This window comes from Pseudomonas sp. SL4(2022) (genome assembly GCF_026625725.1).
GTDB lineage: Bacteria > Pseudomonadota > Gammaproteobacteria > Pseudomonadales > Pseudomonadaceae > Aquipseudomonas.
The window spans coordinates 1,900,474-1,924,131 of the sequence record NZ_CP113060.1; the positions used below are offsets into that span (position 1 = coordinate 1,900,474).

Annotated in this window: 20 protein-coding genes; 8 read left to right on the forward strand and 12 right to left on the reverse strand. The window is 60.1% G+C overall.

Going from position 1 to position 23,658, the window contains the following annotated elements; all coding sequences use genetic code 11:
• Nucleotides 1-6: 6 nt before the first annotated feature.
• The 9 genes from OU997_RS09110 to OU997_RS09150 form a co-directional block, all read right to left on the reverse strand.
• Entirely contained in the window at nt 7-939 is a 933-nt protein-coding gene (locus tag OU997_RS09110; protein WP_267809711.1) for a DUF6402 family protein, read from the reverse strand.
• A gap of 18 nt (nt 940-957) precedes the next feature.
• Nucleotides 958-1,482 (reverse strand): PAAR domain-containing protein, encoded by a 525-nt coding sequence (locus OU997_RS09115; RefSeq protein WP_267809712.1) that lies wholly within the window; start codon nt 1,480-1,482, stop codon nt 958-960.
• Between the two features lie 9 nt (nt 1,483-1,491).
• Nucleotides 1,492-1,899, reverse strand: coding sequence for a type VI secretion system baseplate subunit TssE (gene tssE, locus OU997_RS09120; protein ID WP_108489173.1), 408 nt, complete (start codon nt 1,897-1,899; stop codon nt 1,492-1,494).
• 8 nt (nt 1,900-1,907) lie between these two features.
• Entirely contained in the window at nt 1,908-3,383 is a 1,476-nt protein-coding gene (tssC, locus tag OU997_RS09125) for a type VI secretion system contractile sheath large subunit (protein ID WP_108489172.1), read from the reverse strand.
• A gap of 24 nt (nt 3,384-3,407) precedes the next feature.
• Nucleotides 3,408-3,914, reverse strand: a complete 507-nt coding sequence (tssB, locus tag OU997_RS09130) for a type VI secretion system contractile sheath small subunit (protein ID WP_108489171.1) — start codon at nt 3,912-3,914, stop codon at nt 3,408-3,410.
• 85 nt (nt 3,915-3,999) lie between these two features.
• Complete coding sequence (gene tssA / locus OU997_RS09135; RefSeq protein ID WP_267809713.1) at nt 4,000-5,562, reverse strand: type VI secretion system protein TssA; 1,563 nt, start codon at nt 5,560-5,562, stop codon at nt 4,000-4,002.
• Nucleotides 5,563-6,028: 466 nt separating this feature from the next.
• Nucleotides 6,029-6,934, reverse strand: coding sequence for a D-hexose-6-phosphate mutarotase (locus OU997_RS09140; protein ID WP_267809714.1), 906 nt, complete (start codon nt 6,932-6,934; stop codon nt 6,029-6,031).
• A gap of 88 nt (nt 6,935-7,022) precedes the next feature.
• Nucleotides 7,023-8,900 (reverse strand): potassium transporter Kup, encoded by a 1,878-nt coding sequence (locus tag OU997_RS09145; RefSeq protein WP_267809715.1) that lies wholly within the window; start codon nt 8,898-8,900, stop codon nt 7,023-7,025.
• A gap of 111 nt (nt 8,901-9,011) precedes the next feature.
• Nucleotides 9,012-9,413 (reverse strand): acyl-CoA thioesterase, encoded by a 402-nt coding sequence (locus OU997_RS09150; RefSeq protein WP_108489167.1) that lies wholly within the window; start codon nt 9,411-9,413, stop codon nt 9,012-9,014.
• 268 nt (nt 9,414-9,681) lie between these two features.
• Here OU997_RS09150 and OU997_RS09155 point away from each other — a divergent pair, with 268 nt between their 5' ends.
• The 8 genes from OU997_RS09155 to OU997_RS09190 all read left to right on the forward strand — a co-directional run bounded on the left by OU997_RS09155 (nt 9,682) and on the right by OU997_RS09190 (nt 20,083).
• Nucleotides 9,682-10,980, forward strand: a complete 1,299-nt coding sequence (locus tag OU997_RS09155) for an MFS transporter (protein ID WP_108489166.1) — start codon at nt 9,682-9,684, stop codon at nt 10,978-10,980.
• A gap of 151 nt (nt 10,981-11,131) precedes the next feature.
• Nucleotides 11,132-12,097, forward strand: a complete 966-nt coding sequence (locus OU997_RS09160; RefSeq protein ID WP_108489165.1) for a PstS family phosphate ABC transporter substrate-binding protein — start codon at nt 11,132-11,134, stop codon at nt 12,095-12,097.
• Nucleotides 12,098-12,278: 181 nt separating this feature from the next.
• A complete protein-coding gene (locus tag OU997_RS09165) occupies nt 12,279-14,564 on the forward strand; it encodes an ABC transporter permease subunit (protein WP_267809716.1) in 2,286 nt (761 codons plus the stop codon).
• Nucleotides 14,565-14,579: 15 nt separating this feature from the next.
• A complete protein-coding gene (gene pstA, locus OU997_RS09170) occupies nt 14,580-16,256 on the forward strand; it encodes a phosphate ABC transporter permease PstA (RefSeq protein WP_177479895.1) in 1,677 nt (558 codons plus the stop codon).
• Between the two features lie 63 nt (nt 16,257-16,319).
• Nucleotides 16,320-17,153: a phosphate ABC transporter ATP-binding protein PstB gene (gene pstB / locus OU997_RS09175; protein ID WP_108489163.1), complete on the forward strand. Its 834-nt coding sequence runs from the start codon at nt 16,320-16,322 to the stop codon at nt 17,151-17,153.
• A 142-nt stretch (nt 17,154-17,295) separates the two neighbouring features.
• On the forward strand, nt 17,296-18,027 hold the full coding sequence (phoU, locus tag OU997_RS09180) for a phosphate signaling complex protein PhoU (protein WP_108489162.1): 732 nt from the start codon (nt 17,296-17,298) through the stop codon (nt 18,025-18,027).
• Nucleotides 18,028-18,157: 130 nt separating this feature from the next.
• Nucleotides 18,158-19,066: a response regulator gene (locus tag OU997_RS09185; RefSeq protein WP_108489161.1), complete on the forward strand. Its 909-nt coding sequence runs from the start codon at nt 18,158-18,160 to the stop codon at nt 19,064-19,066.
• Between the two features lie 120 nt (nt 19,067-19,186).
• Complete coding sequence (locus OU997_RS09190; protein ID WP_108489160.1) at nt 19,187-20,083, forward strand: peptidoglycan DD-metalloendopeptidase family protein; 897 nt, start codon at nt 19,187-19,189, stop codon at nt 20,081-20,083.
• A gap of 32 nt (nt 20,084-20,115) precedes the next feature.
• On the opposite strand, the gene OU997_RS09195 is transcribed toward OU997_RS09190, so the two are convergent.
• From OU997_RS09195 to phoB, 3 genes are all read right to left on the reverse strand, one after another.
• Nucleotides 20,116-21,456, reverse strand: a complete 1,341-nt coding sequence (locus tag OU997_RS09195) for a hemolysin family protein (RefSeq protein WP_108489159.1) — start codon at nt 21,454-21,456, stop codon at nt 20,116-20,118.
• A gap of 69 nt (nt 21,457-21,525) precedes the next feature.
• The gene (gene phoR / locus OU997_RS09200) at nt 21,526-22,833 is read right to left on the reverse strand and encodes a phosphate regulon sensor histidine kinase PhoR (protein WP_108489175.1); all 1,308 of its coding nucleotides are present in this window, start codon (nt 22,831-22,833) and stop codon (nt 21,526-21,528) included.
• Between the two features lie 68 nt (nt 22,834-22,901).
• Complete coding sequence (gene phoB, locus OU997_RS09205; protein WP_090379663.1) at nt 22,902-23,591, reverse strand: phosphate regulon transcriptional regulator PhoB; 690 nt, start codon at nt 23,589-23,591, stop codon at nt 22,902-22,904.
• Nucleotides 23,592-23,658: the final 67 nt, after the last annotated feature.

Here is a 23,658-nt window from a genome sequence, read left to right on the forward strand (position 1 = left end):
GAATATTCATTTCTTAAACTCGAAGACGACCGGAGTGATGGTTTCGTAGCCGATATTTGAATAAACGACGAAGTCACCACCCTTCTTCTGCGTCGAGCGATACTTCACGAAGTGGCTGTTGGTGATCAAGAAATAGCGCTTGCTTTCTAAATCCTTGAAACTCTGCTCAACGTCCTCGCCGGTGAAGGGAGCTGTGGCAATCGCCTTCGCTTTTTCGTAATCGATATTGGCGTTGTTGCTGAGGCTGTCTGTCACGCCCTCTGCGATGCCATCGAAGTTCCAATAACCAAGTGGCTGGCTGAGCAGGCCCTCGTCGTTAAAGTCATATGCATCTTCGGCATAGAATCCAATGCGCTCAGCGATGAAGGTCACCTTGTCCGGGAACGTGTTGACGGTACCCTCGACTGCGACTCGTAGATTGAAGTTGGCCAGTGCGCCGCGCAGGTCATTCAGCTCATCACCAATGGTGTCGAAAGTGAGCGCGCGGCTGTTGGCGTAACCGAAAGCCTCGGCTTTACTGCCTTGGCCATTGAACGACAGCGGGAAGCATCCGCCGGAGTGCTGACCGAACGCCCTGAGAATGTTTCTGCGGATGAGTTTGGTTGCTTGGGGGTTGTTCCAGGCGGTTCTTAGTTCGTTGCGGGAACTTACTACCCGAGGAAACGTCATCAACCATTTGTAGGTGACTATGGTCTCTTCCATATATTGAGGAGGGGGCATTTGGTCATGGTTCTTTACTGCTGCCGTCATACCGCCGCTGGCTGTGCCCCAGGGCTTTCCTTGGAACCAATGCCGCATTAGCTGCGCGGAAACTTGCCAGCCCATTTTGTCCATAGCTGCGGGAATATCCGTGATCTTGAACAAGCGAACTTGCGAGGTCGTACCTTGTGGGTTTTGCGAGCTCGGTGTGAGCGTGGATTTCAGGACGATATCGGACATGTGCAGATCTCCACGTAGTCAGGCAATCACTACTTCGGATTGTTCGGAGATAACCAGCTCAATGGTTTCTGCACTCGAAGAGCGGAGCTTGTCGGTTTTCCCATCCATTCCTGTGACTCCATGGATCTCTTTGCCGGATGCGCTGCGGAGAACATATGAAACCCCATTCAGCGGGACGCTGGAGTCTTGGTCGAGCAGCACGAAGAACTCATCGAAGACCCCTTTGATATCCACAGGAGCTGGAGGGACAAACGCCGCCCCACCCCCATTAGCCCCAATCAACACCGTCCCTGAGCCCGCCACAGCCACATTGCCATGGCTGCCCACGGTGCCCAGCACGGTGGCGGGTTTGCCGTTGATCAGCACGGTAGGAATGACCGCGCTGGCCAGCGTGCTGCCGCAGCCGGTGGGGTCGCCCATGCGGGCGGCGGGGAGGTTGTCGAACAGCACGTCGGGGGAGCCGGTGACAATCGGATTGCTGCCATGGCCGGGAATCGGGCAGGCGGTGGGGTCGCTGACGCGGGCGGCGGGTTTACCGGACATGGGCTCTCCTTAATTGACCTTGACCTGTCCGCTGCCGTCCAGGCGCGCGGAGAAACTGACTTGGCGTTTAAGGCCGTCCACTTCCAACAGGCCTTCGATGGCAAAGGCCAGGCTCAGTGGGTTGTTGTCGCGGGGCAGGGAAATCACCCGCACGTCGCTTAAACGCGGTTCGTACGCTTCGATAAAGCGTTCGATGGCGATACGCGCCTGCTGCAACGAGTCGTGCAGTGACAGGCGCATATCGTTCAAATCGGGCAACCCGTAGTCGGGCAGCGTTTGCACGCTGCCCGCCCGGGTGCTGAGCATTTTTGCCAGGTGGGTGGCCACGGACGCCATAGCGGCGACTTCGCGGCTCCAGCCAGCGCGCTGGCTGGCTTCACCGCCGAGGCGTTCGAACAGGCTTCCGTACCCGGCCATAAGGATGCTTATTCCTTGTCCAGCTTGCCGACGAGCGACAGGGTGAAATCGGCACCCATGTACTTGAAGTGCGGGCGCACGTTGAGGCTGACGCGGTACCAGCCCGGCTCACCATCAACATCACTGACGATCACCTGCGCGGCGCGCAGCGGACGACGGCTACGCACTTCGGAGCTCGGGTTTTCCTGGTCGGCAACAAACTGGCGGATCCACTTGTTGAGTTCCAGTTCCAGGTCGGTGCGTTCTTTCCACGCGCCGATCTGCTCGCGCTGCAGCACTTTCAGGTAGTGGGCCAGACGGTTGATGATGAACATGTACGGCAGCTGGGTGCCGAGCTTGTAGTTCAGTTCAGCCGTCTTGCCTTCTTCGCTGATGCCGAAGAACTTCGGCTTCTGCGCCGAGTTGGCGGAGAAGAATGCGGCGTTGTCGCTGCCTTTGCGCATGGTCAGGGCGATAAAGCCTTCTTCGGCCAGCTCGTATTCACGACGGTCGGAGACCAGCACTTCGGTCGGGATCTTGGTTTCGATCTCGCCCATGCTTTCGAAGTGGTGCAGCGGCAGGTCTTCTACCGCGCCACCGCTCTGCGGGCCGATGATGTTCGGGCACCAGCGGAACTTGGCGAAGCTGTCGGTCAGCTTGGAAGCAAAGGTGTAGGCAGTGTTGCCCCACAGGTAATGCTCGTGGCTGTTGGCGACGTTCTCTTTGTAGACGAAGGTCTTCACCGGGTTGTCTTCCGGATCGTACGGGTTGCGCAGCAGGAAGCGCGGTACGGTCAGGCCGACGTAGCGGGCATCTTCCTGCTCGCGGAAGCTCTGCCATTTGGCGAACTGCGGGCCTTCGAAGTGATCCTTCAGATCCTTCAGGTCCGGCAGGCCGGTGAAGCTTTCCAGGCCGAAGAATTTCGGGCCGGCAGCGGCGATAAACGGTGCGTGGGACATGCTGGCGACGCTGGCAACGTATTGCAGGGTCTTGACGTCCGGCGCGCTCGGGTCGAAGAAGTAGTTGGCGATCAGCGCGCCGACCGGCTGGCCACCGAACTGGCCGTATTCGGCGGTGTAGATGTGCTTGTACAGGCCGGACTGGGTGATTTCCGGGCTGTCTTCGAAGTCATCGAGCAGATCCTGCTTGGAGGCGTTGATGATCTCCAGCTTGATGTTTTCGCGGAAGTTGGTGCGATCCACCAGCAGCTTGAGGCCGCGCCAGGAGGATTCCAGCGCCTGGAATTCGGCGTTGTGGAGGATTTCGTCCATCTGCCGGCTGAGCTTGGCGTCGATCTCCGCGATCATGCGGTCGACCATGGCCTTTTTCACCGGCTCATTTTCGTTCTGCGGCTTCAGCAACTCTTCGATAAAGGCCGACACGCCCCGCTTGGCGATGTCATAGGCTTCATCGTCCGGAGTCAGTTTGGTCTCGGCAATGATGCGGTCGAGGATGCCGAGGTCGGCGGCGCTGCGACCGCTTTCTACTGCTGCACTAGTGCTCATGAATTAGCTTCCTTGTTAATTGAATCAGGAGTCCAGCTTGCCTTGGGCAGCCAGGCCGAGTTCGCCGAGTACGCGGTCACGCGAGTCGTCGTCAGCCAGCACGCTTTCGATGGCTTTGCGGAAGGCCGGGGCGTTACCCAGCGGGCCCTTCAGCGCCACCAGGGCATCACGCAGTTCCATCAGTTTTTTCAGCTCAGGAACCTGGTCGACGACATTGGCCGGGTTGAAGTCCTTCATCGAGTTGATGCGCAGCTGCACGGCCATCTCGTCGTCGGTCGGCTCGTCCTGCAGGCGGTTTGGGACGGCGAAGGTCAGGTTGAGTTCTTGCTTGGCCAGCACTTCGTCGAAGCTGTTCTTGTCGATGCTGATCGGCTTGCGGTCTTCGATCTTGCGGTCGTCGGCGCGCTGGGTGAAGTCACCCAGAACCATCAGTTTCAGGGGCAGTTCGATCTCTTCCTGAGCACCGCCGGTGGCGGGTTTGAACGTGACGTTGATGCGTTCCTTGGGGGCGACCGAGCCTTCTTTGGCCATGGTTGTTCTCCTTTGCGTTGATGGCCCGGGGGCCTTTGGGGCGTACTCAGGGCAGGCGACGAGGCGTCATCTGCCCTGAGTGCGCCTAGTCCAGCACCACCTCGAGGTCGAGGTGGCACAACCTGCGGTAGATCTCTTCCTTGCTTTCACGCACCGCGTGGTTCTGCGGCAACAGCTCACAACAGCTGTGCAGCATGCGCAGTACGTCGAGGGCGAGATCGGGTTCCCAGTCGCCGAGGCCAGTGGCCTGTAGCGTCTGGTCGAGCGATTCAAGTTGGGTCTTGGCCAGTTCGTATTTCTTTGCGCTGTAGCACAGGCGTGCCAGGGTCAGCTGCCAGAAGAAGCGTTCGCGGCCGCCGCGTGCCTTGGCCAGGCCGAGCTTGAGTTGCTGCACCGCCGACTTGAGGCCGTCCTTGCGCAGCTTGGGCAGGGTTTCCTGCAGAGCGATATCCCAAGCCGGGAGGCTGTTGCCCTCGCTGGCTACGGGGGTGTTGTCGCTGACCGGGGCCTGCACGTGTGGCATCACATGGGAGCTGAGCCAGGCGCGGGTCTGCGCATCGGCAAAAGCGCTGCCGTCGTGGAAGCGCAGTTCTTCCAGGCCGCTCATGCGCTGCATGAACAGTGCGAGCTGAATCTCCACTTCGCGCATCGCCTGCTCGGCGTCCAGCTCATGCAGGCACTGCCAGACCAGGTGCTGGCCGTCGAGCCAAAAGGGCGCGCGGGCGATGCTGGCCTCCAGATCGACCAGCAGATCGGCGTATTGGCCGTTCTGGTAGCGCTCCTGATAGCTGGCCAGCTTGTCGGCTGGCAGGCCGCGCAGTGCGGTGATCTGTTCGGCGTTGCGCTCAGGCAGGCTGTCGATGGGCAGCCAAAGCAGGGTGCGGGCCAGGCGTAGGGCGCGCAGGTCGCTGGCTTTCTGTTTCAACCAATAGGCGCAGAGTGGGCGGGCCTGGTCTTGCAGGCTGCGCAGGCTTTTGTGCGCTTCCTTTTCACTTTCCACCGGTGCGCCGGGGGTGAGCATCTGGCTGGCGGCCTGCTTGACCTGGGCAATCGCCGCGCCGACCGAGCCTGGCTCTGGCTGACCTTGGCTGGCGCGCTTGACCAGCTCATCCAGGCGCCGGCACAGCGGCAGCAGCAGTGGCGCATCTTCACCCAGGTGTTCGGCCAGGCAGGCTTCCAGGGCGCGCAGCTGCTCGGCCAGGCTGCGGAACAGCGCCAGCTGTTCGCCAATCGGCACGTGCTCGGCCAGCGCCTGCTCCAGGCGTGGAATCAGCCAGCTGATGGCGGCGGCGCGGGTGCGCGCCTTGCGTGGGTGCAACTCGACCCAGTGGTTGAGGCACAGGTAATGCAGCAGGCTGAAACCGGCTTGCAGGCCAGGGAAGGATTCGCGCTGGTAAAGCCCCCAGATCAGCCAGGCGGCGACGCGCAAATCCTTGGAGTGGGCGCTGAGCAGTATCTCGCTGTTTTCGCGGACTTTTTGCCAGTCGATCGCCGCTGTTTCGTGCAGCGCAGTGGCTTTGCCCAGCTCGTTTTCGAGAACTTCGTATTCGCTGGAATAACGCACGTCATTACCGGCAAAGTTCCCTTCATGTATAGGGAGTTTGGCCAGCTCTAAATAATGAGCAGTGAGTTTATTTGAATAGGTCATTCCATGACTCGACTGTTTTGCGTGTAAGCCATAATTAAGCCGGCCCAGCTTCGGTCAAGCTGCTATTGTCGGCTGAAGTGCGCAAAAAGTTGCGCACTTAAATGTGCAACAAGTTGCGCACGTCCTAGTGAGGTGGGCATCCTAGCCCTGCGTTGGGTATCTAACAACCTGACAAAGTGTGACTCACGTAACAGCAATGGATATTTAGGAGTTATTTATTGGGACGCTTGTTCCTAAATAGTGCGAGCGAAAATCCACAGTAGGATTGACGGGAGATATTGCGTAGGTAGATGGCTATATATATGTAAGTAATTGCTTACTGGCAGAATGATGGCTTGTCGCGGAAGTTGTGATTAAGGTTAAGAGAAGTGTGAATTGATAGCGTTTTTTAACGGATATATGTGACTTCAAGTAAATTGCCGAGCCGCCTGCAGGCTCGGCGATGAGTGCGCGCTTCCTGGGGCCGTCAAGTGGCGTCAGGTTCAGCCCAGAGGCTCAGGTTCAGTTGATGCTGCTGACCTGCGGCAAGCAGGCAGATATCGTCCATCACGTTGGCGTGTTCGATGCATAGCATGCCGGGCCAGGCGTCGGTGGCGAATTGCGAGAGGCGCTGCGCCTTGTCGATCCAGGGGTTCCACAGTACGGCCGAGTTTGAGCCACTGCTGTGCAGCTGGATGCGTCGCTGCCAGGCACGGTCGAGGATGCTTAGCTGCGCCGGGGTGTCCAGGTAGATGCGGTCGGTCTCGCCGCTGAACTGCAGCAGACCTTCCTGCTGGCGTTGCTGCCAGTCTTCCAGGGTTTCGATATAGCGGCAGCCGTGCAGGCCTTCGACTGCGACGTTGCGGATATCGCTGATGGCAAAGTAGCTGTGCAGCGCCTGGCTGATGGCCAGCGGCGTGTCGCCCAGGTTGCGGCTGCTGAGCTGGATATGCAGACGCTCATCCAGGCGGATGCTCAGGCGCAGTTCGGCGGCATGGGGCCAGTCGGGCAGTGGCTGGCTTCGGGTGTTGTAAGCAAACGTCAGTTCGATACCGTTGTCGCGGCAGTCGATGCCTTCCAGCGCCCAGCTCAGGGTGCGCACCAAACCGTGTGCGGGCGCAGTGGCAGGTTGCAGGTGCATGGCCTGTACTGCCTGCGGGTTGCGCAGCAGGTTGCCAAACCAGGGCCAACACACCGGCACGCCGCCGCGCACGCCTTGGCCGCGTCGGTAAGCGGCTTGTTCGCTGAGCCAGATCAGCGGCGGCTGGTCATCCTGCTGGTAGCTGAGAATCTGCGCGCCCTGTTGGCTTATCAGCAGTTCATGGGTGTCATAGCGCACGCGCCAGCAGGTCAGTTCATCCAGCTCAAGGCGTTCAACATCGGATCGGCGCATGGGTCGGGCTCGTGGTGGTTTGAAAGAGGCCATTGGAGCCTAGCTGGCCCGTAGAAAGCAAAACGCCCACCGAGTGGTGGGCGTGGTCTTAGATCTCGACCTGGGTGCCCAGTTCGATCACCCGGTTGGTTGGGAGCTGGAAGTAGCGCAGGTTGCTGTTGGCGTTCTTCAGGAGGAAGGCGAACAGTGACTCGCGCCAGGCCATCATGCCGATGCGTTTGGTGGCGATGATGGTCTCGCGACTGAGGAAGTAGGTGGTACTCAGGGGGGTAAAGTCGAGGTAGTCATAAGGATTCTGCGCCAGCGCCGCTGGTACATTAGGCTCATCCATATAGCCGAAATGCAGGACCATCCGGTAGAAACCCTCGCCGAAACTGTCGACCTCGAAGCGCTTATTCGGCGGCACGTGCGGGCTGTCGGCGATGCTCACGGTGAGCATGACGATCTGTTGGTGCAGCACCTGATTGTGCAGCAGGTTATGCAACAGCGCATGCGGCACGGCATCGGCCCGCGCACAGAGGAATATAGCGGTGCCACGCACCCGGTGCGGCGGCTGCAGAGCGATGCTGGAGACGAACATGGGCAGTGGCAGGGCGGTTTCGTCGAGGCGATCGACCAGCAGTTCGCGGCCACGCTTCCAGGTGGTCATCAGCATAAACAGCGCCAGTCCGGCGATCACCGGGAAGGCTCCGCCCTGGAGGATCTTCGGCACGTTGGCGGCAAAAAACAGTGTGTCGACCACCAGGAAACACAACAGCAGCGGAATCGCCAACCAGCGCGGACTCCTCCACAGCAGCAGGGCGACGGCGGCAATCAGCAGGGTGTCGATCAGCATGGTCGCGGTCACGGCCACACCATAGGCGGCGGCCAGGGCACCGGAGCTCTCGAAGCCGATCACCAGCAGAATTACCCCGACCATGAGCGCCCAGTTGACCACGCCGATGTAGATCTGCCCTTCGGCGCTGCTGGAAGTGTGCTGGATCTGCATGCGCGGTACGAAGCCGAGCTGGATGGCCTGGCGAGTCAGCGAGAACGCGCCGGAGATCACCGCCTGCGAGGCGATGATGGTGGCAAGCGTGGCCAGGATAATCATCGGGATCAGCGCCCAAGCGGGTGCCAATAGATAGAAGGGGTTGCGCGCCGCTTCGGGGTTGTCCAGCAGCAGGGCACCCTGGCCGAAATAGTTGAGCACCAGGCCGGGCAGCACCAGGCTGAACCAGGCGCGGGCAATCGGTTTGCGGCCGAAGTGACCCATGTCGGCATACAGCGCCTCGGCCCCGGTCAGTGCCAGCACCACTGCAGCGAGGATGGTGATGCCGATGCCCGGATGGCTGATAAAGAAGTTGATGGCCCACCAGGGATTGAGCGCATGCAGCACTTCCGGGTGGCGGACGATGCCGTAGACACCGAGCACACCAAGGGTGGTGAACCAGAGGCCCATGATCGGTCCGAACAGGATGCCGATGCGCGCGGTGCCGTGTTTCTGGATCAAGAACAGGCCGATCAGCAGGATGACGGTGATCGGCACCACCCAGTGGCCCACGCCGGGCAGGGCCACATCCAGGCCTTCCACCGCGGAGAGCACCGAGATCGCCGGGGTGATCATGCTGTCGCCATAGAACAGCGCAGTTCCGGCCAGGCCGGCCAGCACCAGCAGCTTCGACAGCCTTGGATAGGCCTGAGTGGCACGCCGCGCCAAGGCGGTCAGGGCCATCACGCCGCCTTCACCTTCATTGTCGGCGCGGAGGATCACCAGCACATACTTGAGTGTGACCACCCACATCAGCGACCAGAAGATCAGCGAGAGAATCCCGTAGACCCCATCCGGGTCGACGTTGACGCCGTAATGGCCGGCGAAGACTTCCTTGAGGGTGTACAGCGGGCTGGTGCCGATATCGCCGTAGACCACGCCGAGAGCGGCAGCGGTCAGGCTCAGATTGCCAGTACTACTACTGGAGTTACTCATGATCGTGCCCTGATGTTAACAGGCGGCGCATGCTGCGCCAGTCCATGAGCCTAGGCAAGCACCTGCGCTTGTGCCATTAAGGTAAGGTGCTGAGGCATGATGTTGCAGCGCTTAGCGGCGTGCAGGCACCGGGCGTGTGCGGCCGCTGCCGTCGATGGCGACGAAGACGAACACCGCCTCAGTCACCTTGCGCCATTCGCTGGACAGCGGATCATCGCTCCACACTTCCACCAGCATTTGAATCGAGCTGCGGCCCACTTCCACGGTCTGGGTATAGAAGGACAGCTGTGCGCCCACAGCCACTGGCACCAGAAATGCCATGCGGTCGATGGCCACGGTGGCGACGCGGCCGCCGGCCACCTTGCTGGCCATGGCCGTGCCGGCCAGGTCCATCTGTGATACCAGCCAGCCGCCGAAAATATCGCCGAAACCATTGGTTTCACGCGGCAGTGCGGTCAGTTGCAGGGCTAGATCGCCCTGCGGGATGGGATCTTCCTGTTCGTACTCGATCATGGTGGTGAGGCCCCAATGCCTGTTTCTTATGCTTAGTGTGGTGTGGGAGGTTCTGCAAAGGGTTTGCCGCTGGCCAAACCTTTGCACAATCCCCCGTGGCCCACGCGCTGGCCACGGGCAGTATATCGGGCGGCGCGTTAGACGACGACCGCCGGGTTCTGCATTTGTCGATACGGTCCAACTGCCGGGTCGCGGCGCAATTTGCTATCGTGCCCCGGCTGCGGTGCAGCGCCCATAAATCCTGCCGACTATAAAGAAGCTGCCGACCATGTCTTCCGTGCCCTCCAGCGCCGCGCGCGCGTTAACCCGAAGCGACTACAAGACTCTTTCGCTGTCCGCCCTGGGCGGGGCGCTGGAATTCTACGACTTCATCATCTTTGTGTTCTTCGCCGCAGTAGTCGGCAAGTTATTCTTTCCTGCGGAAATGCCCGAGTGGCTGCGCCAGCTGCAGACCTTCGGCATTTTCGCTGCCGGCTACCTGGCGCGGCCGCTGGGCGGGATCATCATGGCCCACTTTGGCGACCTGCTCGGGCGCAAGCGCATGTTCACCCTGAGCATCTTCCTTATGGCCGTGCCAACCCTGCTGATGGGCCTGCTGCCGACCTATGCGCAGATCGGCATCTGGGCCCCGCTGGCGCTCCTGGCTCTGCGTGTTCTGCAGGGAGCGGCAATTGGTGGCGAGGTGCCGGGAGCTTGGGTGTTCGTCGCCGAACACGTGCCGAAACGGCATATAGGTTTTGCCTGCAGCACCCTGACTGCGGGTCTGACTGTCGGCATCCTGCTCGGTTCCCTGACGGCCAGCCTGATCAACCGGGTTTTTACCCCTGAGGAGCTGGCGGCCTACGCCTGGCGCATTCCGTTTCTGGTTGGCGGCGTGTTCGGCCTGATCGCGGTCTACCTGCGCCGTTGGTTGGAGGAAACTCCGGTATTCGCCGAGATGCAGGTGCGCCGAACGTTGGCCGCTGAACTGCCGCTGAAAACTGTGGTGCGCGAACACCGTCCCGCAGTGATTCTGTGCATGTTGCTGACCTGGGTACTATCGGCCGGCATCGTCGTCGTGATCCTGATGACTCCGACCCTGCTGCAGACCCTGCACGGTTTCAAGCCGGCCGAGGCGCTGCAGGCCAACAGCCTGGCCATCGTCTGCCTGAGCCTGGGGTGTGTGCTGGCCGGCTGGCTGGCGGACCGGATTGGCGCCGGCAGGGTGTTCGTGGTCGGCGGCTTGCTGCTGTTGATCAGCTCCTGGACCTTCTATAGCAGCCTGAGCAGCCACCCTGAGCTGTTGCTGCCGTTATACGCCTTGGCTGGCCTGTGTGTCGGCATGATCGGCGCCATTCCGCTGGTAATGGTCACGGCTTTCCCGGCCGTAGTTCGTTTCTCCGGGTTGTCGTTCTCCTACAACCTGGCCTACGCCATCTTCGGCGGCCTGACCCCGATTTTGGTCAGCCTGTTGTTGAAGTGGAGCCCGCTGGGTCCCGCTTATTATGTCGGGACCCTGTGCCTGGTGTTTATGCTGATCGGTGGCTGGCTGTGGCGGCGCGATACGCCGCATCAGGCCGCTACCTGAGCACAATTCCTGATGAAAAGGCCCGCTTGCGGGCCTTTTCAGTTTTTTTGCACGCTTTAACCTAATTGTCACATTCCATTCATAGAGTGTTCTTACGGCCTGCAGATACTTGGCCCCGTTCTTATCAACACTAGTTTTCCAGGAGTAAGGCATGAAACTTAAGCGTTTGATGGCGGCCATGACTTTTGTCGCCGCTGGCGTGGCGACCGCCACTGCGGTTGCTGGCGTTGATCCGGCTCTGCCGAGCTACAGCAAGATTTCCGGCGTATCGGGCAACCTGTCCAGCGTTGGCTCCGACTCCCTGGCCAACCTGATGACGCTGTGGGCTGAAGAGTTCAAAAAGGAATACCCGAACGTCAACATCCAGATCCAGGCGGCTGGCTCCTCGACTGCGCCACCCGCGCTGACTGAAGGCACTGCCAACCTCGGCCCGATGAGCCGCCCGATGAAAGATGCCGAGTTCCAGGCATTTGAAGAGAAGTACGGTTACAAGCCGACTGCTGTCCCGGTTGCCATCGACGCCCTGGCGGTGTTTGTGCACAAGGACAACCCGATCAAGAGCCTGGATATGGCGCAGATTGACGGTATTTTCTCTGCAACTCGCCTGTGCGGCGGCAGCAACATCAAAACCTGGGGCGATCTTGGTCTGACCGGTGATTGGGCGGATAAGCCAATTCAGCTGTTCGGTCGTAACTCCGTGTCCGGCACCTACGGTTACTTCAAGGAAACCGCTCTGTGCAAAGGCGACTTCAAGCCTAATGTCAACGAGCAGCCAGGTTCGGCGTCTGTGGTGCAGTCGATCTCCAGCACCATCAATGCCATCGGCTACTCCGGTATCGGCTACAAGACGTCCAGCGTACGTGCTGTAGCACTGTCCAAAAAAGGCGGCGAAGCCTTTGACGCCAACGAAGAAAACGCCCTGGCTGGCAAGTTCCCGCTGTCGCGCTTCTTCTACGTCTACGTCAACAAGGCACCGAACAAGCCGCTGAGCCCGCTGGATGCCGAGTTCATCAAGCTGGTGCTGTCCAAGCAAGGCCAGGATGTCGTAGTCAAAGACGGCTACATCCCGCTGCCGAAGAAAGTAGTGGATAAAACCATTCAGGAACTCGGTCTGTAAGATCGGCCTGCCTGGCACGGACGCCAAGTAACTCGCATGCCCGCCTTCGGTTACGACAGGTGGGCGTTGCTTTGTCAAAGCGCTGTAACTTTTCTGTCATACAGTGTGGTTAAAGTGGCCGCGCGAATAGCGACAGAACTCATTATGGCGCGCTCATGGCTGCGCAGAGACGCTCTTACCTATGAATGACTTGGCTAGTGAAACCATGACCGCCACCTCCAAATCCCTTGGGCTGGACTTCAACACTCCGGCTCTGCAGCGCAAACGGCGTATCCGTGCGCTGAAAGATCGCTTCGCCCGCTGGGCGGTATCCGTCGGCGGCCTGGCCGTACTCGGAATGATCACCCTGATCTTCTTCTACCTGGCCTACGTGGTGCTGCCGATATTCCAGGGCGCCAGCCTGGAAAGCCGTAAAGCGGTCAGTGCGCCCTGGCTGAGTGAGGCCGGCGCACCGCTGCTGCTGACCCTGGAAGAGCAGAATCAAGTTGCCATGCGTCTGGATCAAAACGGCAAGGTGCAGTTCTTCGACGCCAAGAGCATGCAGGCGTTGAATGCGCAGCAGCTGCCGATTCCGGCCAACACCCAGATCGTCTCGGTGGGCCAGGACCAGCCAGGCACCAACCGCGTCGCCCTGGGCCTGTCCAACGGTCAGGTGCTGGTGTTCCAGCATACCTACAAGATCACCTACCCGAACGATGTGAAGACCATCAAGCCGGGCGTCGAATACCCCTTCGGTGAGGCGCCGATCAGCCTCGATCCGCAGGGCCGCTCGCTGGATCATATCGGCATCAGCCTAAACAGCGAGACCCTGATGCTCGCGGGCTCCACTGATACCGAGCTGCATGTGCTGAGCCTGGGTCGCGAAGAAAACGTGATGACCGGCGAAGTGACTCTCAGCGAGGAGCGTATTGCCCTCCCGCAGATTGCCGAACCGATCAAAGCGCTGATCATCGACCCGCGTCAGATGTGGCTGTATGTGATCAACGGTCGCAGCACGGCGGATGTCTTCGATCTGCGTGGCAAGAGCCTGAACGGCCGCTACAAGCTGCTGGAAGACGGCAAGCTGGAAGTTACCAACGCCACCGCGTTACTCGGCGGCATCTCGCTGATGATTGGTGACAGCAGCGGCGTTATTCAGCAGTGGTTCATGGTCCGTGATGCTGACGAAAAGGCCGCACTCAAGCCGATTCGCAGCTTCAAGATGGCTGGCAGCCCAATCGTGCAGATCATCCCGGAAGAGCGCCGTAAGGGCTTTATCGCGATGGACGCCAAGGGCAACCTGGGGATCTTCCACAGCACTGCACACCGCACCCTGCTGGTAGAGCCCGTTGTTGAAGGGCAGGCCGTAGCCGCCCTGTCACCGCGCGCCAACCGTGTGTTGGTGGAGGCAGATGGCAAGCTGCAACGCTTCGTGGTCGACAACCCGCACCCGGAGATTTCCTGGAGCTCGCTGTGGGGCAAGGTCTGGTACGAGAACTACGATGCTCCTGGCTATGTCTGGCAGTCCACGTCGGCCAACACCGACGCCGAGCCCAAACTGAGCCTCGCGCCGCTGACCTTTGGTACGTTGAAGGCCGCCTTCTACGCCATGCTCCTGGCTGCACCGCTGGCGATTGCGGCAGCCGTCTACACCGCTTACTTCATGGCCCCAGCCATGCGCCGTAAGGTCAAACCGGTGATCGAGCTGATGGAAGCGCTGCCCACGGTGATCCTCGGCTTCTTTGCCGGGCTGTTCCTCGCCCCTTATGTAGAGGGACACCTGCCGGGTATCTTCAGTCTGCTGATCTTCACTCCCATCGGCATCCTGCTGGCTGGTTACCTGTGGAGCCGTCTACCCGAGTCGATTCGCCTGAGCGTGCCGGATGGCTGGGAGTCGGCCCTGCTGATCCCGGTGATCCTGCTGGTGGGCTATATCTCGCTGAGCATGAGCGGGCACCTGGAGAACTGGCTGTTCGACGGCAACATGCGCATGTGGTTGAGCAATGACCTGGGCATCCCTTTCGATCAGCGCAACGCGCTAGTCGTGGGTCTGGCCATGGGCTTTGCGGTGATCCCGAACATCTATTCGATTGCCGAAGACGCCGTGTTCAGCGTGCCGAAGAGCCTGACGTTCGGTTCGCTGGCCCTGGGTGCTACGCCCTGGCAAACCCTGACGCGTGTGGTGATCCTCACTGCCAGCCCGGGCATCTTCTCGGCGATCATGATCGGCATGGGCCGTGCCGTGGGCGAAACCATGATCGTGCTGATGGCCACGGGCAACACCGCGATCATGGACATGAACATCTTTGAGGGCCTGCGCACCTTGGCCGCTAACGTGGCGGTGGAAATGCCCGAGTCCGAGGTGGGGGGCACCCATTACCGTGTGCTGTTCCTCTCGGCACTGGTGCTGCTGTCGTTCACCTTTGTCATGAACACCCTGGCGGAGCTGGTGCGCCAGCGTCTGCGCGTCAAGTACGCCTCGCTCTAAGGCTTGGGAAGGTATATGTCCGTGAAACAGAACAACCTGAAAACCTGGTTCAAGAGCGGTACGCCGTGGATCTGGATGAACGCCGGCGCGGTATCGATCTCCGTGATCATGACCCTGGGCCTGCTGATGGTGATTGCCGTGCGTGGTCTTGGCCACTTCTGGCCGGCTGATATCGTTGAGGCTGACTACCGGATTCCCGGTCAGGAATCCCGCGTGATGGCCGGCGAGATCACTCAGGTCGAAGAAGTACCGCGTGCGCGCCTGGCAGCCTCCGGCCTGCCGGTGGACAGCGAAGGTGGTGAGTTCATGACCCGCGAACTGTTCAAAGTGGGCAACCGCGACCTGTATGGCGCGGACTTCACCTGGGTGGTGGGCGAGTGGCTGAGCAATCCGCGCACTCCGGAAAACCTCACCGCCTTCGAGCGTCGTGAATGGGGCAACTTCTACGGCTACCTGGTCAACGTCAAGGAAAACGGCGAACTGGTTGCCGAAGGTGATGCCAGCTGGGCTGCCCTGCAGGAGCGCCTGGTTCGTGTTGAACAGCTGCACGCGCAGCTGGTGAGCCTGGAGAAGAAGGACATTGGTCGAATCAACGCCGGCCTTGAGCGCATTCGCCTGCAAACCCGCAAACTGGAGCTGCAGGGCAAGCTGGATGCCGTGGCCCAGGCTGAGCTGGACGCCGAGCGTGCCCAGTGGGATGCCGAGTACAAGGTGTTGGAAACCGAGCTGATCGCTCTCAACCAGGCGTTCAACCGTGACAGCGTCACGCTGAAGAGTGTTGATGGCCGCGAAATTACCATCACCCTCGGTAAAGTGGTGCGGGCCTTCCAGCCTAACGCTATGGGTCTGGGCGACAAGGTCAGTTTCTACTTTGCCAAGCTGTGGGAATTCGTCAGTGATGATCCACGTGAGGCCAATACCGAAGGCGGCATTTTCCCGGCAATCTTCGGCACCGTGATGATGACCCTGATCATGGCCGTGATCGTCACCCCGTTTGGTGTGGTGGCGGCCATCTACCTGCGTGAGTATGCCAAGCAGGGCCCGCTGACCCGGGTGATCCGCATCGCGGTGAACAACCTGGCAGGTGTACCGGCGATCGTCTACGGCGTATTCGGCCTGGGCTTCTTCGTCTATGTGTTGGGTGGTTCGATCGACAGCCTGTTTTTCCCGGAAGCGGCGCCAGCACCGACCTTCGGTACGCCGGGCCTGCTCTGGGCCTCGCTGACTCTGGCGATTCTTGCGGTTCCGGTGGTGATCGTGGCCACTGAAGAAGGGTTGGCGCGCATTCCACGGGCCGTGCGCGAAGGCTCCCTGGCACTCGGTGCAACCAAGGTGGAAACCCTCTGGCGCGTTGTGCTGCCAATGGCCAGCCCGGCCATGATGACCGGGCTGATCCTCGCTGTGGCGCGTGCCGCTGGCGAAGTGGCGCCTCTGATGCTGGTAGGCGTGGTCAAGCTGGCCCCGAGTCTGCCGGTGGATGGCAACTACCCGTATTTGCACCTCGATCAGAAGATCATGCACCTGGGCTTCCATATCTATGACGTCGGCTTCCAGAGCCCCAACGTCGAAGCTGCGCGACCGCTGGTGTATGCCACTGCGTTGCTGCTGGTGCTGGTTATCGCGTTGCTCAACTTGAGTGCGGTGTACCTGCGTAACCACCTGCGCGAGAAGTACAAGGCGCTGGATCACTGATTTTTACGCCGCCCAGCCCATGGCTGGGCGGCATAGACGAATTGTTAGCGTAGGGAGCATCCCATGCAGCACGAAACACATACACACGGTATCGACATGGCGGCCCTGGGCCGTGATCGCCAAGGTCTGGACATGAGCAAGGAGCGCGTTGCCATCGACGTGCCAGGTCTGAACCTGTACTACGGCGAAAAACAGGCATTGTTCGATGTCAAAATGACCATCCCCAATCAGCGGGTGACGGCCTTTATCGGCCCGTCCGGTTGCGGCAAGTCGACCCTGCTGCGCACCTTCAACCGGATGAATGATCTGGTTGACGGTTGCCGCGTCGAAGGCGAGATCAACCTCGATGGCAACAACATCTACCGCAAGGGCGAAGACGTGGCCGAGCTGCGTCGTCGCGTCGGCATGGTGTTCCAGAAGCCCAACCCGTTCCCCAAGAGCATTTACGAGAACGTGGTTTACGGCCTGCGCATCCAGGGTATTAACCAGAAGCGCGTGCTCGATGAAGCCGTGGAGTGGGCACTGAAAAGCGCGGCGCTGTGGGATGAGGTCAAAGACCGTCTGCACGAGTCGGCTCTCGGCCTGTCCGGTGGTCAGCAACAGCGTCTGGTGATCGCCCGCACTGTGGCTGTACAGCCGGAAGTGCTGCTGCTCGACGAACCTTGCTCGGCGCTGGACCCGATTTCCACGCTGAAAGTCGAAGAGCTGATCTACGAACTGAAATCCAAATACACCATCGTCATCGTGACTCACAACATGCAGCAGGCGGCGCGGGTTTCGGACTACACGGCGTTTATGTACATGGGCAAACTGATCGAGTTTGGTGATACCGATACGCTGTTCACCAACCCAGAGAAGAAGCAGACAGAAGACTACATCACCGGCCGTTACGGTTGATGGTCACGCCAGAACGCGCCGGGCGGCGTTAGCGAAGCTTGCCGTACACATCGTACTGTCTGCGCTTCGCCTCCTTGCCCGACACGCTCTGACAAAGTCCATCTACTGTCGATACGTATCCGGTTAATTCAAGGGTTTGCATATGATCAACAAAGAAAACCTTACCCAGCATATCTCCCAGCAATTCAACGTCGAGCTGGAGGAGGTGCGCAGCCACCTGCTGGCGATGGGCGGCCTGGTCGAGAAGCAGGTTAACGACGCCGTCACCGCGCTGATCGATGCCGACTCCGGTCTGGCTCAGCAAGTGCGTGAGATCGATGACCAGATCAACCAGATGGAACGCAATATCGACGAGGAGTGCGTACGCATTCTCGCCCGTCGTCAGCCCGCCGCGTCTGACCTGCGTTTGATCATCAGCATCTCCAAGTCGGTAATCGATCTCGAGCGAATCGGCGACGAAGCCACCAAGATCGCCAAGCGCGCCATCCTGTTGTGCGAAGAAGGCGAAGCGCCGCGTGGCTATGTGGAAGTGCGCCACATCGGTGATCAGGTGCGCAAGATGGTGCAGGAGGCGCTGGACGCGTTCGCCCGTTTCGATGCTGATCTGGCGTTGTCGGTGGCGCAGTATGACAAGACTGTTGACCGTGAGTACAAGACGGCCTTGCGTGAGCTGGTGACCTACATGATGGAAGATCCGCGCTCGATCGCGCGTGTTCTCAATATCATCTGGGCCCTGCGTTCGCTGGAGCGCATCGGCGACCACGCCCGCAACATCGCCGAACTGGTGATCTACCTGGTTCGCGGCACCGATGTGAAACACATTGGTCTGACCCGCATGCAGGAAGAAGTGCAGGGTAACGGCAAGGGCAATTGAGCCGCGGCGGGCGGAGAATCCTGCTGCTCCGCCTGCAGCCTGCGTGTATTTGCACACATATGTTGTAATTCGGTTGGCCTTTGCCCAGCAGCCGTGACTATGCTTAAGGCCACGTTAATGGGAGTGGTCGATGAGCAAAGTCAGTGTGCTGGTAGTGGATGACGCAACCTTTATTCGAGATCTGGTGAAAAAAGGTTTGCGTGACCATTTCCCCGGCATCCAGATCGAAGAAGCGGTCAATGGACGCAAGGCCCAGCAGTTGCTGGGCAAGCAGGCTGTCGACCTGATCCTTTGCGATTGGGAAATGCCAGAGATGTCTGGCCTTGAGCTGCTTACCTGGTGTCGTGGGCATGACACCCACAAGATTACCCCCTTCATCATGGTCACCAGCCGCGGCGACAAGGAAAACGTCGTCCAGGCTATTCAGGCCGGCGTTTCCGATTTTATCGGCAAGCCCTTTTCCAGCGAGCAGCTGATTACCAAGGTCAAAAAGGCCCTCAGTCGTGCAGGCAAATTGCAGGCGCTGATGGCCAGCGCGCCGCCAAAGATGCTGAGCACCGGTGGCTTTGCCAATGACTCTTTGTCGGCGTTGACAGGCGGCAAGGCTGACGTAGTCAAGCCGGCAGCCCCTGAAGTCAAAGCTGCTGCTGCATTTGCGGCCAAACCGGCAAGCAAGGCGGCCTCCAGCAAAGTACCCACTGGCCGTGGGCAAGGGCAACTGCGACTGCCCGGCGGGGGGGCGATGGCGTGTGTCATCAAGGCGCTGAGCCTCAAGGAAGCGTTGTTGGTGGTAAAACGCACGGATGTACTGCCGCAGGTTCTGGAGAGTGCCGTACTCGACCTGGAGCAGGGTGACGCCGCAGAAACGGCGCGTCTCAACGGCTATCTGCATGCCGTTGCTGCTTTCGAGCCAAAGCCTGATAGTGAATGGCTCCAGCTGACGTTCAAGTTCGTTGATCGCGATCCGCAGAAGCTCGATTACATTTCCCGCCTGATTGCCCGTGGTACGGCGCAGAAGCATTTCAGCCCAGGCGCGTGAGTGCTGATTCTGCAGTGGCCTGCGAGATGGCTCACAACCCTTGTGTGCCGGTTCGCATGGCCATTGATCGGCTGCTAATCTGAATGCTCCGGACAGACCCATCACAAGATCCGAGTCGTTATGCTAGGGCGCCTGATACTTTTCTGCAGTGTGTTGACTCTTGCCAGCCAGGCAATGGCGTTGACGATTTACAAGTACACCGATGCCAACGGCGTGGTCACCTACACCGATAAGGCGACGGCCGGCGCCCAGGTGTTTGTATTTCGTGACCGTATGGTTGAGCGCCTGGACCACCAGGTGAAGTTGGAGACCAAGAAGCACGAGGCAGGAGAGACCCTTCTGGTGCGTAATGACCTGCACGCTCCGGTGCAGGTCGAGTTGCGCCTGGAAGGTCTGGACAATGTCAGCGGCGTTCCCGACACACCGATCAATTGGGTACTGCCGCCGCGTAGCAATATCCGTTTGGCGACCCTGGCTGCGCGCGATGCCAGTAAACCCATGCGCTATACCCCCAAACTGCGTTATGCCATGGGTGATCCGCGCCTGCTACCGACGCAACAGAACTATCCGCTGCCGTGGCGCGGCGGTCCATTTCGGCTGACCCAGGGGGCTAACGGCAAATACAGCCACTTCACCCCAAAGGGCCGCTATGCCGTGGACATTGCCATGCCGGAGGGTACGCCGATTGTTGCAGCGCGCAGCGGTGTGGTGGTGAAAACTGAGAACCGGCAGAGCGGCCGTGGCAATAACCCATCTGGTAACTATGTGCGTATCCTGCATGACGACGGCACCATGGGCGTTTACCTGCACCTGATGCAAGGCTCGGTGGCAGTCAGTGAAGGTACTCATGTCGCCGCCGGCGCCTTTTTGGCGCGCTCCGGCAATACCGGTAATAGCACGGGTCCGCACCTGCACTTCGTGGTGCAACGCAATGTCGGCCTGGCACTGGAGTCGATACCCTTTGATTTTTCTCAGCCGGTTAACAGCCTGCCGAATTTTGCGGTGGGCGGCGAGTAATACCTAGACCGGGTGCGGTCTAGGCGAGGTCATCAATCCAGCTTCAGCACCTTGGCCAGCACGATTTTCGGGCCCTTCATCTTCTTCACGATGATGCGCAGGCCGTCGACTTCCAGTACTTCTTCTTCCTCGGGCATGCGCTTGAGCGTGTCGTAGATCAGTCCGGCGAGGGTTTCCGCTTCGACGTGATCGAGGTCGACGCCGAGCAGGCGTTCGACCTTGGCCAATGGTGTGTCGCCGCGTACCAGCAGTTTGCCTGGCTGATAGGCGAGGATGCCGCGTTCGGCCTTGCGGTGTTCGTCCTGAATATCGCCAACCAGGGCTTCCAGCACGTCTTCCATGGTCAGGTAGCCGATCACTTTGCCATCGGCTTCTTCTACCAGGGCGAAGTGCGAACCGCCGATGCGGAATTGTTCCAGCAGGCTGGACAGCGGCATATGCCGGCCAACCCGTTCGATCGGGTGCATCAGCTCGGCGAGTTTCAGCGCCGAAGGCAGCATTTCCAGCAGAGACAGGTGCAGCAGCAGGTCCTTGATATGCAAGACGCCAACGTATTCGCCGCTGGTGTCGTCATAGATCGGGTAACGGCTGTACTTGTGCCGGCGGAACACGCTGAACACCTCATCCAGCGCCGCCGTCAGCGGTAGCGACACCAAGTCCTCGCGGGAGTTGGCCCAGTCCACCACTTCCAATTCGCCCAGCTCCACCGCTGAGGCCAGTACACGCATGTCCTGGTCACTGGGGTCGCTGGCGCGGCTGGAGTGGAGGATCAGCTTGAGTTCGTCGCGGCTGTAGTGGTGCTCATGATGCGGCCCCGGCTCGCCCTGACCGGCGATGCGCAGAATGGCATTGGCACTGGCGTTGAGCAGGAAGATCGCCGGGTACATGGCCCAGTAGAACAGGTACAGCGGCGCGGCCGTCCACAGCGACAGCAGTTCCGGTTTGCGGATCGCCCAGGACTTGGGCGCCAGCTCGCCGATCACGATGTGCAGGTAGGAAATGATGAAAAATGCGGTGAAGAAGGCGATGCCATGCACCAGCTTTGGCGATTCGATGCCAATGGCCCCGAGCAGCGGTTCCAGCAGGTGGGCGAAGGCCGGCTCACCGACCCAGCCGAGGCCAAGCGAGGCCAGGGTGATACCCAGCTGACAGGCTGACAGGTAGGCATCGAGTTGGTTGTGAACAGTGCGCAGGATATGCCCGCGCCAGCCGTTCTTGGCGGCCAGGGCATCCACCTTGGTGGCGCGCAGTTTGACGATGGCAAACTCTGCGGCCACGAAGAAGCCGTTGAGCAGCACCAGAAACAGGGCGAAGAGGACAAGGCCGAAATCGGCAAAATAGCTGTTGGCGACGTAACTCGTGGAGGGGTCCATACGGGGTTCGGGTAGTGAATGACCGCTAAAGGGTGGAGCTTGCCAGCCCGCTTTGCAAGTAGAACGCGGCTACTGGCCGCGTCTGACAACCTGTTGATCGGGGAAGTGGCAAGTAAAGGTGCTGCCTTTACCCAGACTGCTGACGATATCCAGCCGCGCGCGGTGGCGCAGCAGCACATGCTTGACGATGGCCAGGCCAAGTCCGGTGCCGCCGGTGTTGCTGGCGCGGCTGGAGTCGACCCGATAGAAACGCTCGGTCAGGCGCGGCAGGTGCTTGGCTTCGATGCCCAGGCCGCTGTCTTGCACGCTGAGGTGCGCACCCTGTTCGTCGCCCCACCAGCGAATCTTGATGTCGCCTTCATCCGGGGTGTATTTCACGGCGTTGAACACCAGGTTGGAGAAGGCGCTGCGCAGCTCCGTCTCGCTGCCTTTGAGCTTGAGGTGCGGGTCCGCTTCTAGGCTGATGCGGTGATGCCGTTCGCCAGACAGCGCCTGGGCATCGTTCTTGATGCTCAGCAGGAGCAGATCGACGGCCACCGGCTGGTTGTCCGAGGGGTAGTCGGTGGCTTCCAGTTTGGCCAGCAACAGCAGGTCGTTGAGCAGGTTCTGCATGCGCCCGCCTTGCTGCTGCATTTGTTGCAGGGCACGCAGCCAGCGCGGATTTACGTCTTCAACATTATCCAGCAGGGTTTCCAGGTAGCCGCTGATCACCGTCAACGGCGTGCGCAGTTCGTGGGACACGTTGGCGACGAAGTCTTTGCGCATCTGCTCTAGCTGGAACAGCCGGGTAATGTCGCGCACCAGCATCAGGTGTTCGCGGTTGCCGTACTGGGTGATGTGGAATTGCAGGCGCAGGCGGTCGCTGACCGGCGAGGGCAGCTCCAGTGGCTCGTTGTAGTTGTGGCCTTCGAAGTACTCGATAAAGCGCGGATCGCGTACCAGATTGGTGATCTGCTGGCCGCTGTCCTGGGGGGTTTTCAGGCCCAGCAGCTTTTCCGCCGCGATGTTCCACCATTCCAGGTTGCCGTCGCGATCAAGCATGATCACCGCATCTTTCAGCGCAGCGGTGGACTCCTGCACGCGGTCGATCACGGCCTGCAGACGGCCACGGACTTTCTGGTCGCGACGCTGCAGGTGGTAGATGTTGTCAAACACTTCGCCCCACAGGCCGTAGCCATCGGGCGGCGCTTCGTCACCCTGGCGGGTGCGTAGCCATTTGTGCAAGCGCAGCAGTTGTTGCAGATGCCAGCCGAGATAGCCCGCCAGGCCGAGAAGCAGAGTCCAGGCATATTCGCCGGTGATCAGCCCGAGCAGCAGGCAGACACCGACCAGTAGCAACAAGCGACGTATCAGGGGGGCGCGCCAGTCTTGATTCAATTCGAGCTCATCCGCCAATCAATCCTTTATGCAGACCCACGCTGGGTCTGCGGGCCATCCTAACCGTATTAGCTCTTGGTGGAAAAACGATAGCCGGTGCCACGCACGGTTTGCACCAGGTTTTCGTAAACCTCGCCGAGGGCTTTACGCAGGCGACGGATATGTACATCGACGGTGCGCTCCTCGACATACACGTTGCCGCCCCAGACCTGGTCGAGCAACTGGCCACGGGTGTAGGCACGCTCCTGGTGGGTCATGAAGAATTGCAGCAGGCGGTATTCGGTCGGGCCCATTTCGGCCGGTTTGCCGTCGATGGTGACGCGGTGGCTGACCGGGTCAAGCAGCAGGCCGCCGACTTCGATTGGGCCTTCACTGTCGGTTGGGCCGGCGCGGCGCAGCACGGCCTTGAGGCGAGCGACCAGTTCGCGTGGCGAGAACGGCTTGGTGATGTAGTCGTCGGCGCCGACTTCCAGGCCCTGGATCTTGTTGTCCTCTTCGCCCTTGGCGGTGAGCATGATGATCGGGATGTCGCCGGTCAGCTCATCGCGCTTGAGGCGGCGCGCCAGCTCGATGCCGCTGGTGCCGGGGAGCATCCAGTCGAGCAGGATCAGATCGGGTTTTCGGTCGACGATGATGGCATGTGCCTGCTGGGTATTCTCCGCTTCCAGACACTCGTAGCCGGCCATTTCCAGGGCCACGGCGATCATTTCACGGATCGGTGCTTCGTCATCGACGATCAGGATGTTCTTGCCAACCATGGGTCAAGCCTCGGGTCATCTCGCTGTAATGGGCTGCATTAGATAACGGAATTATTGCAGCGATATG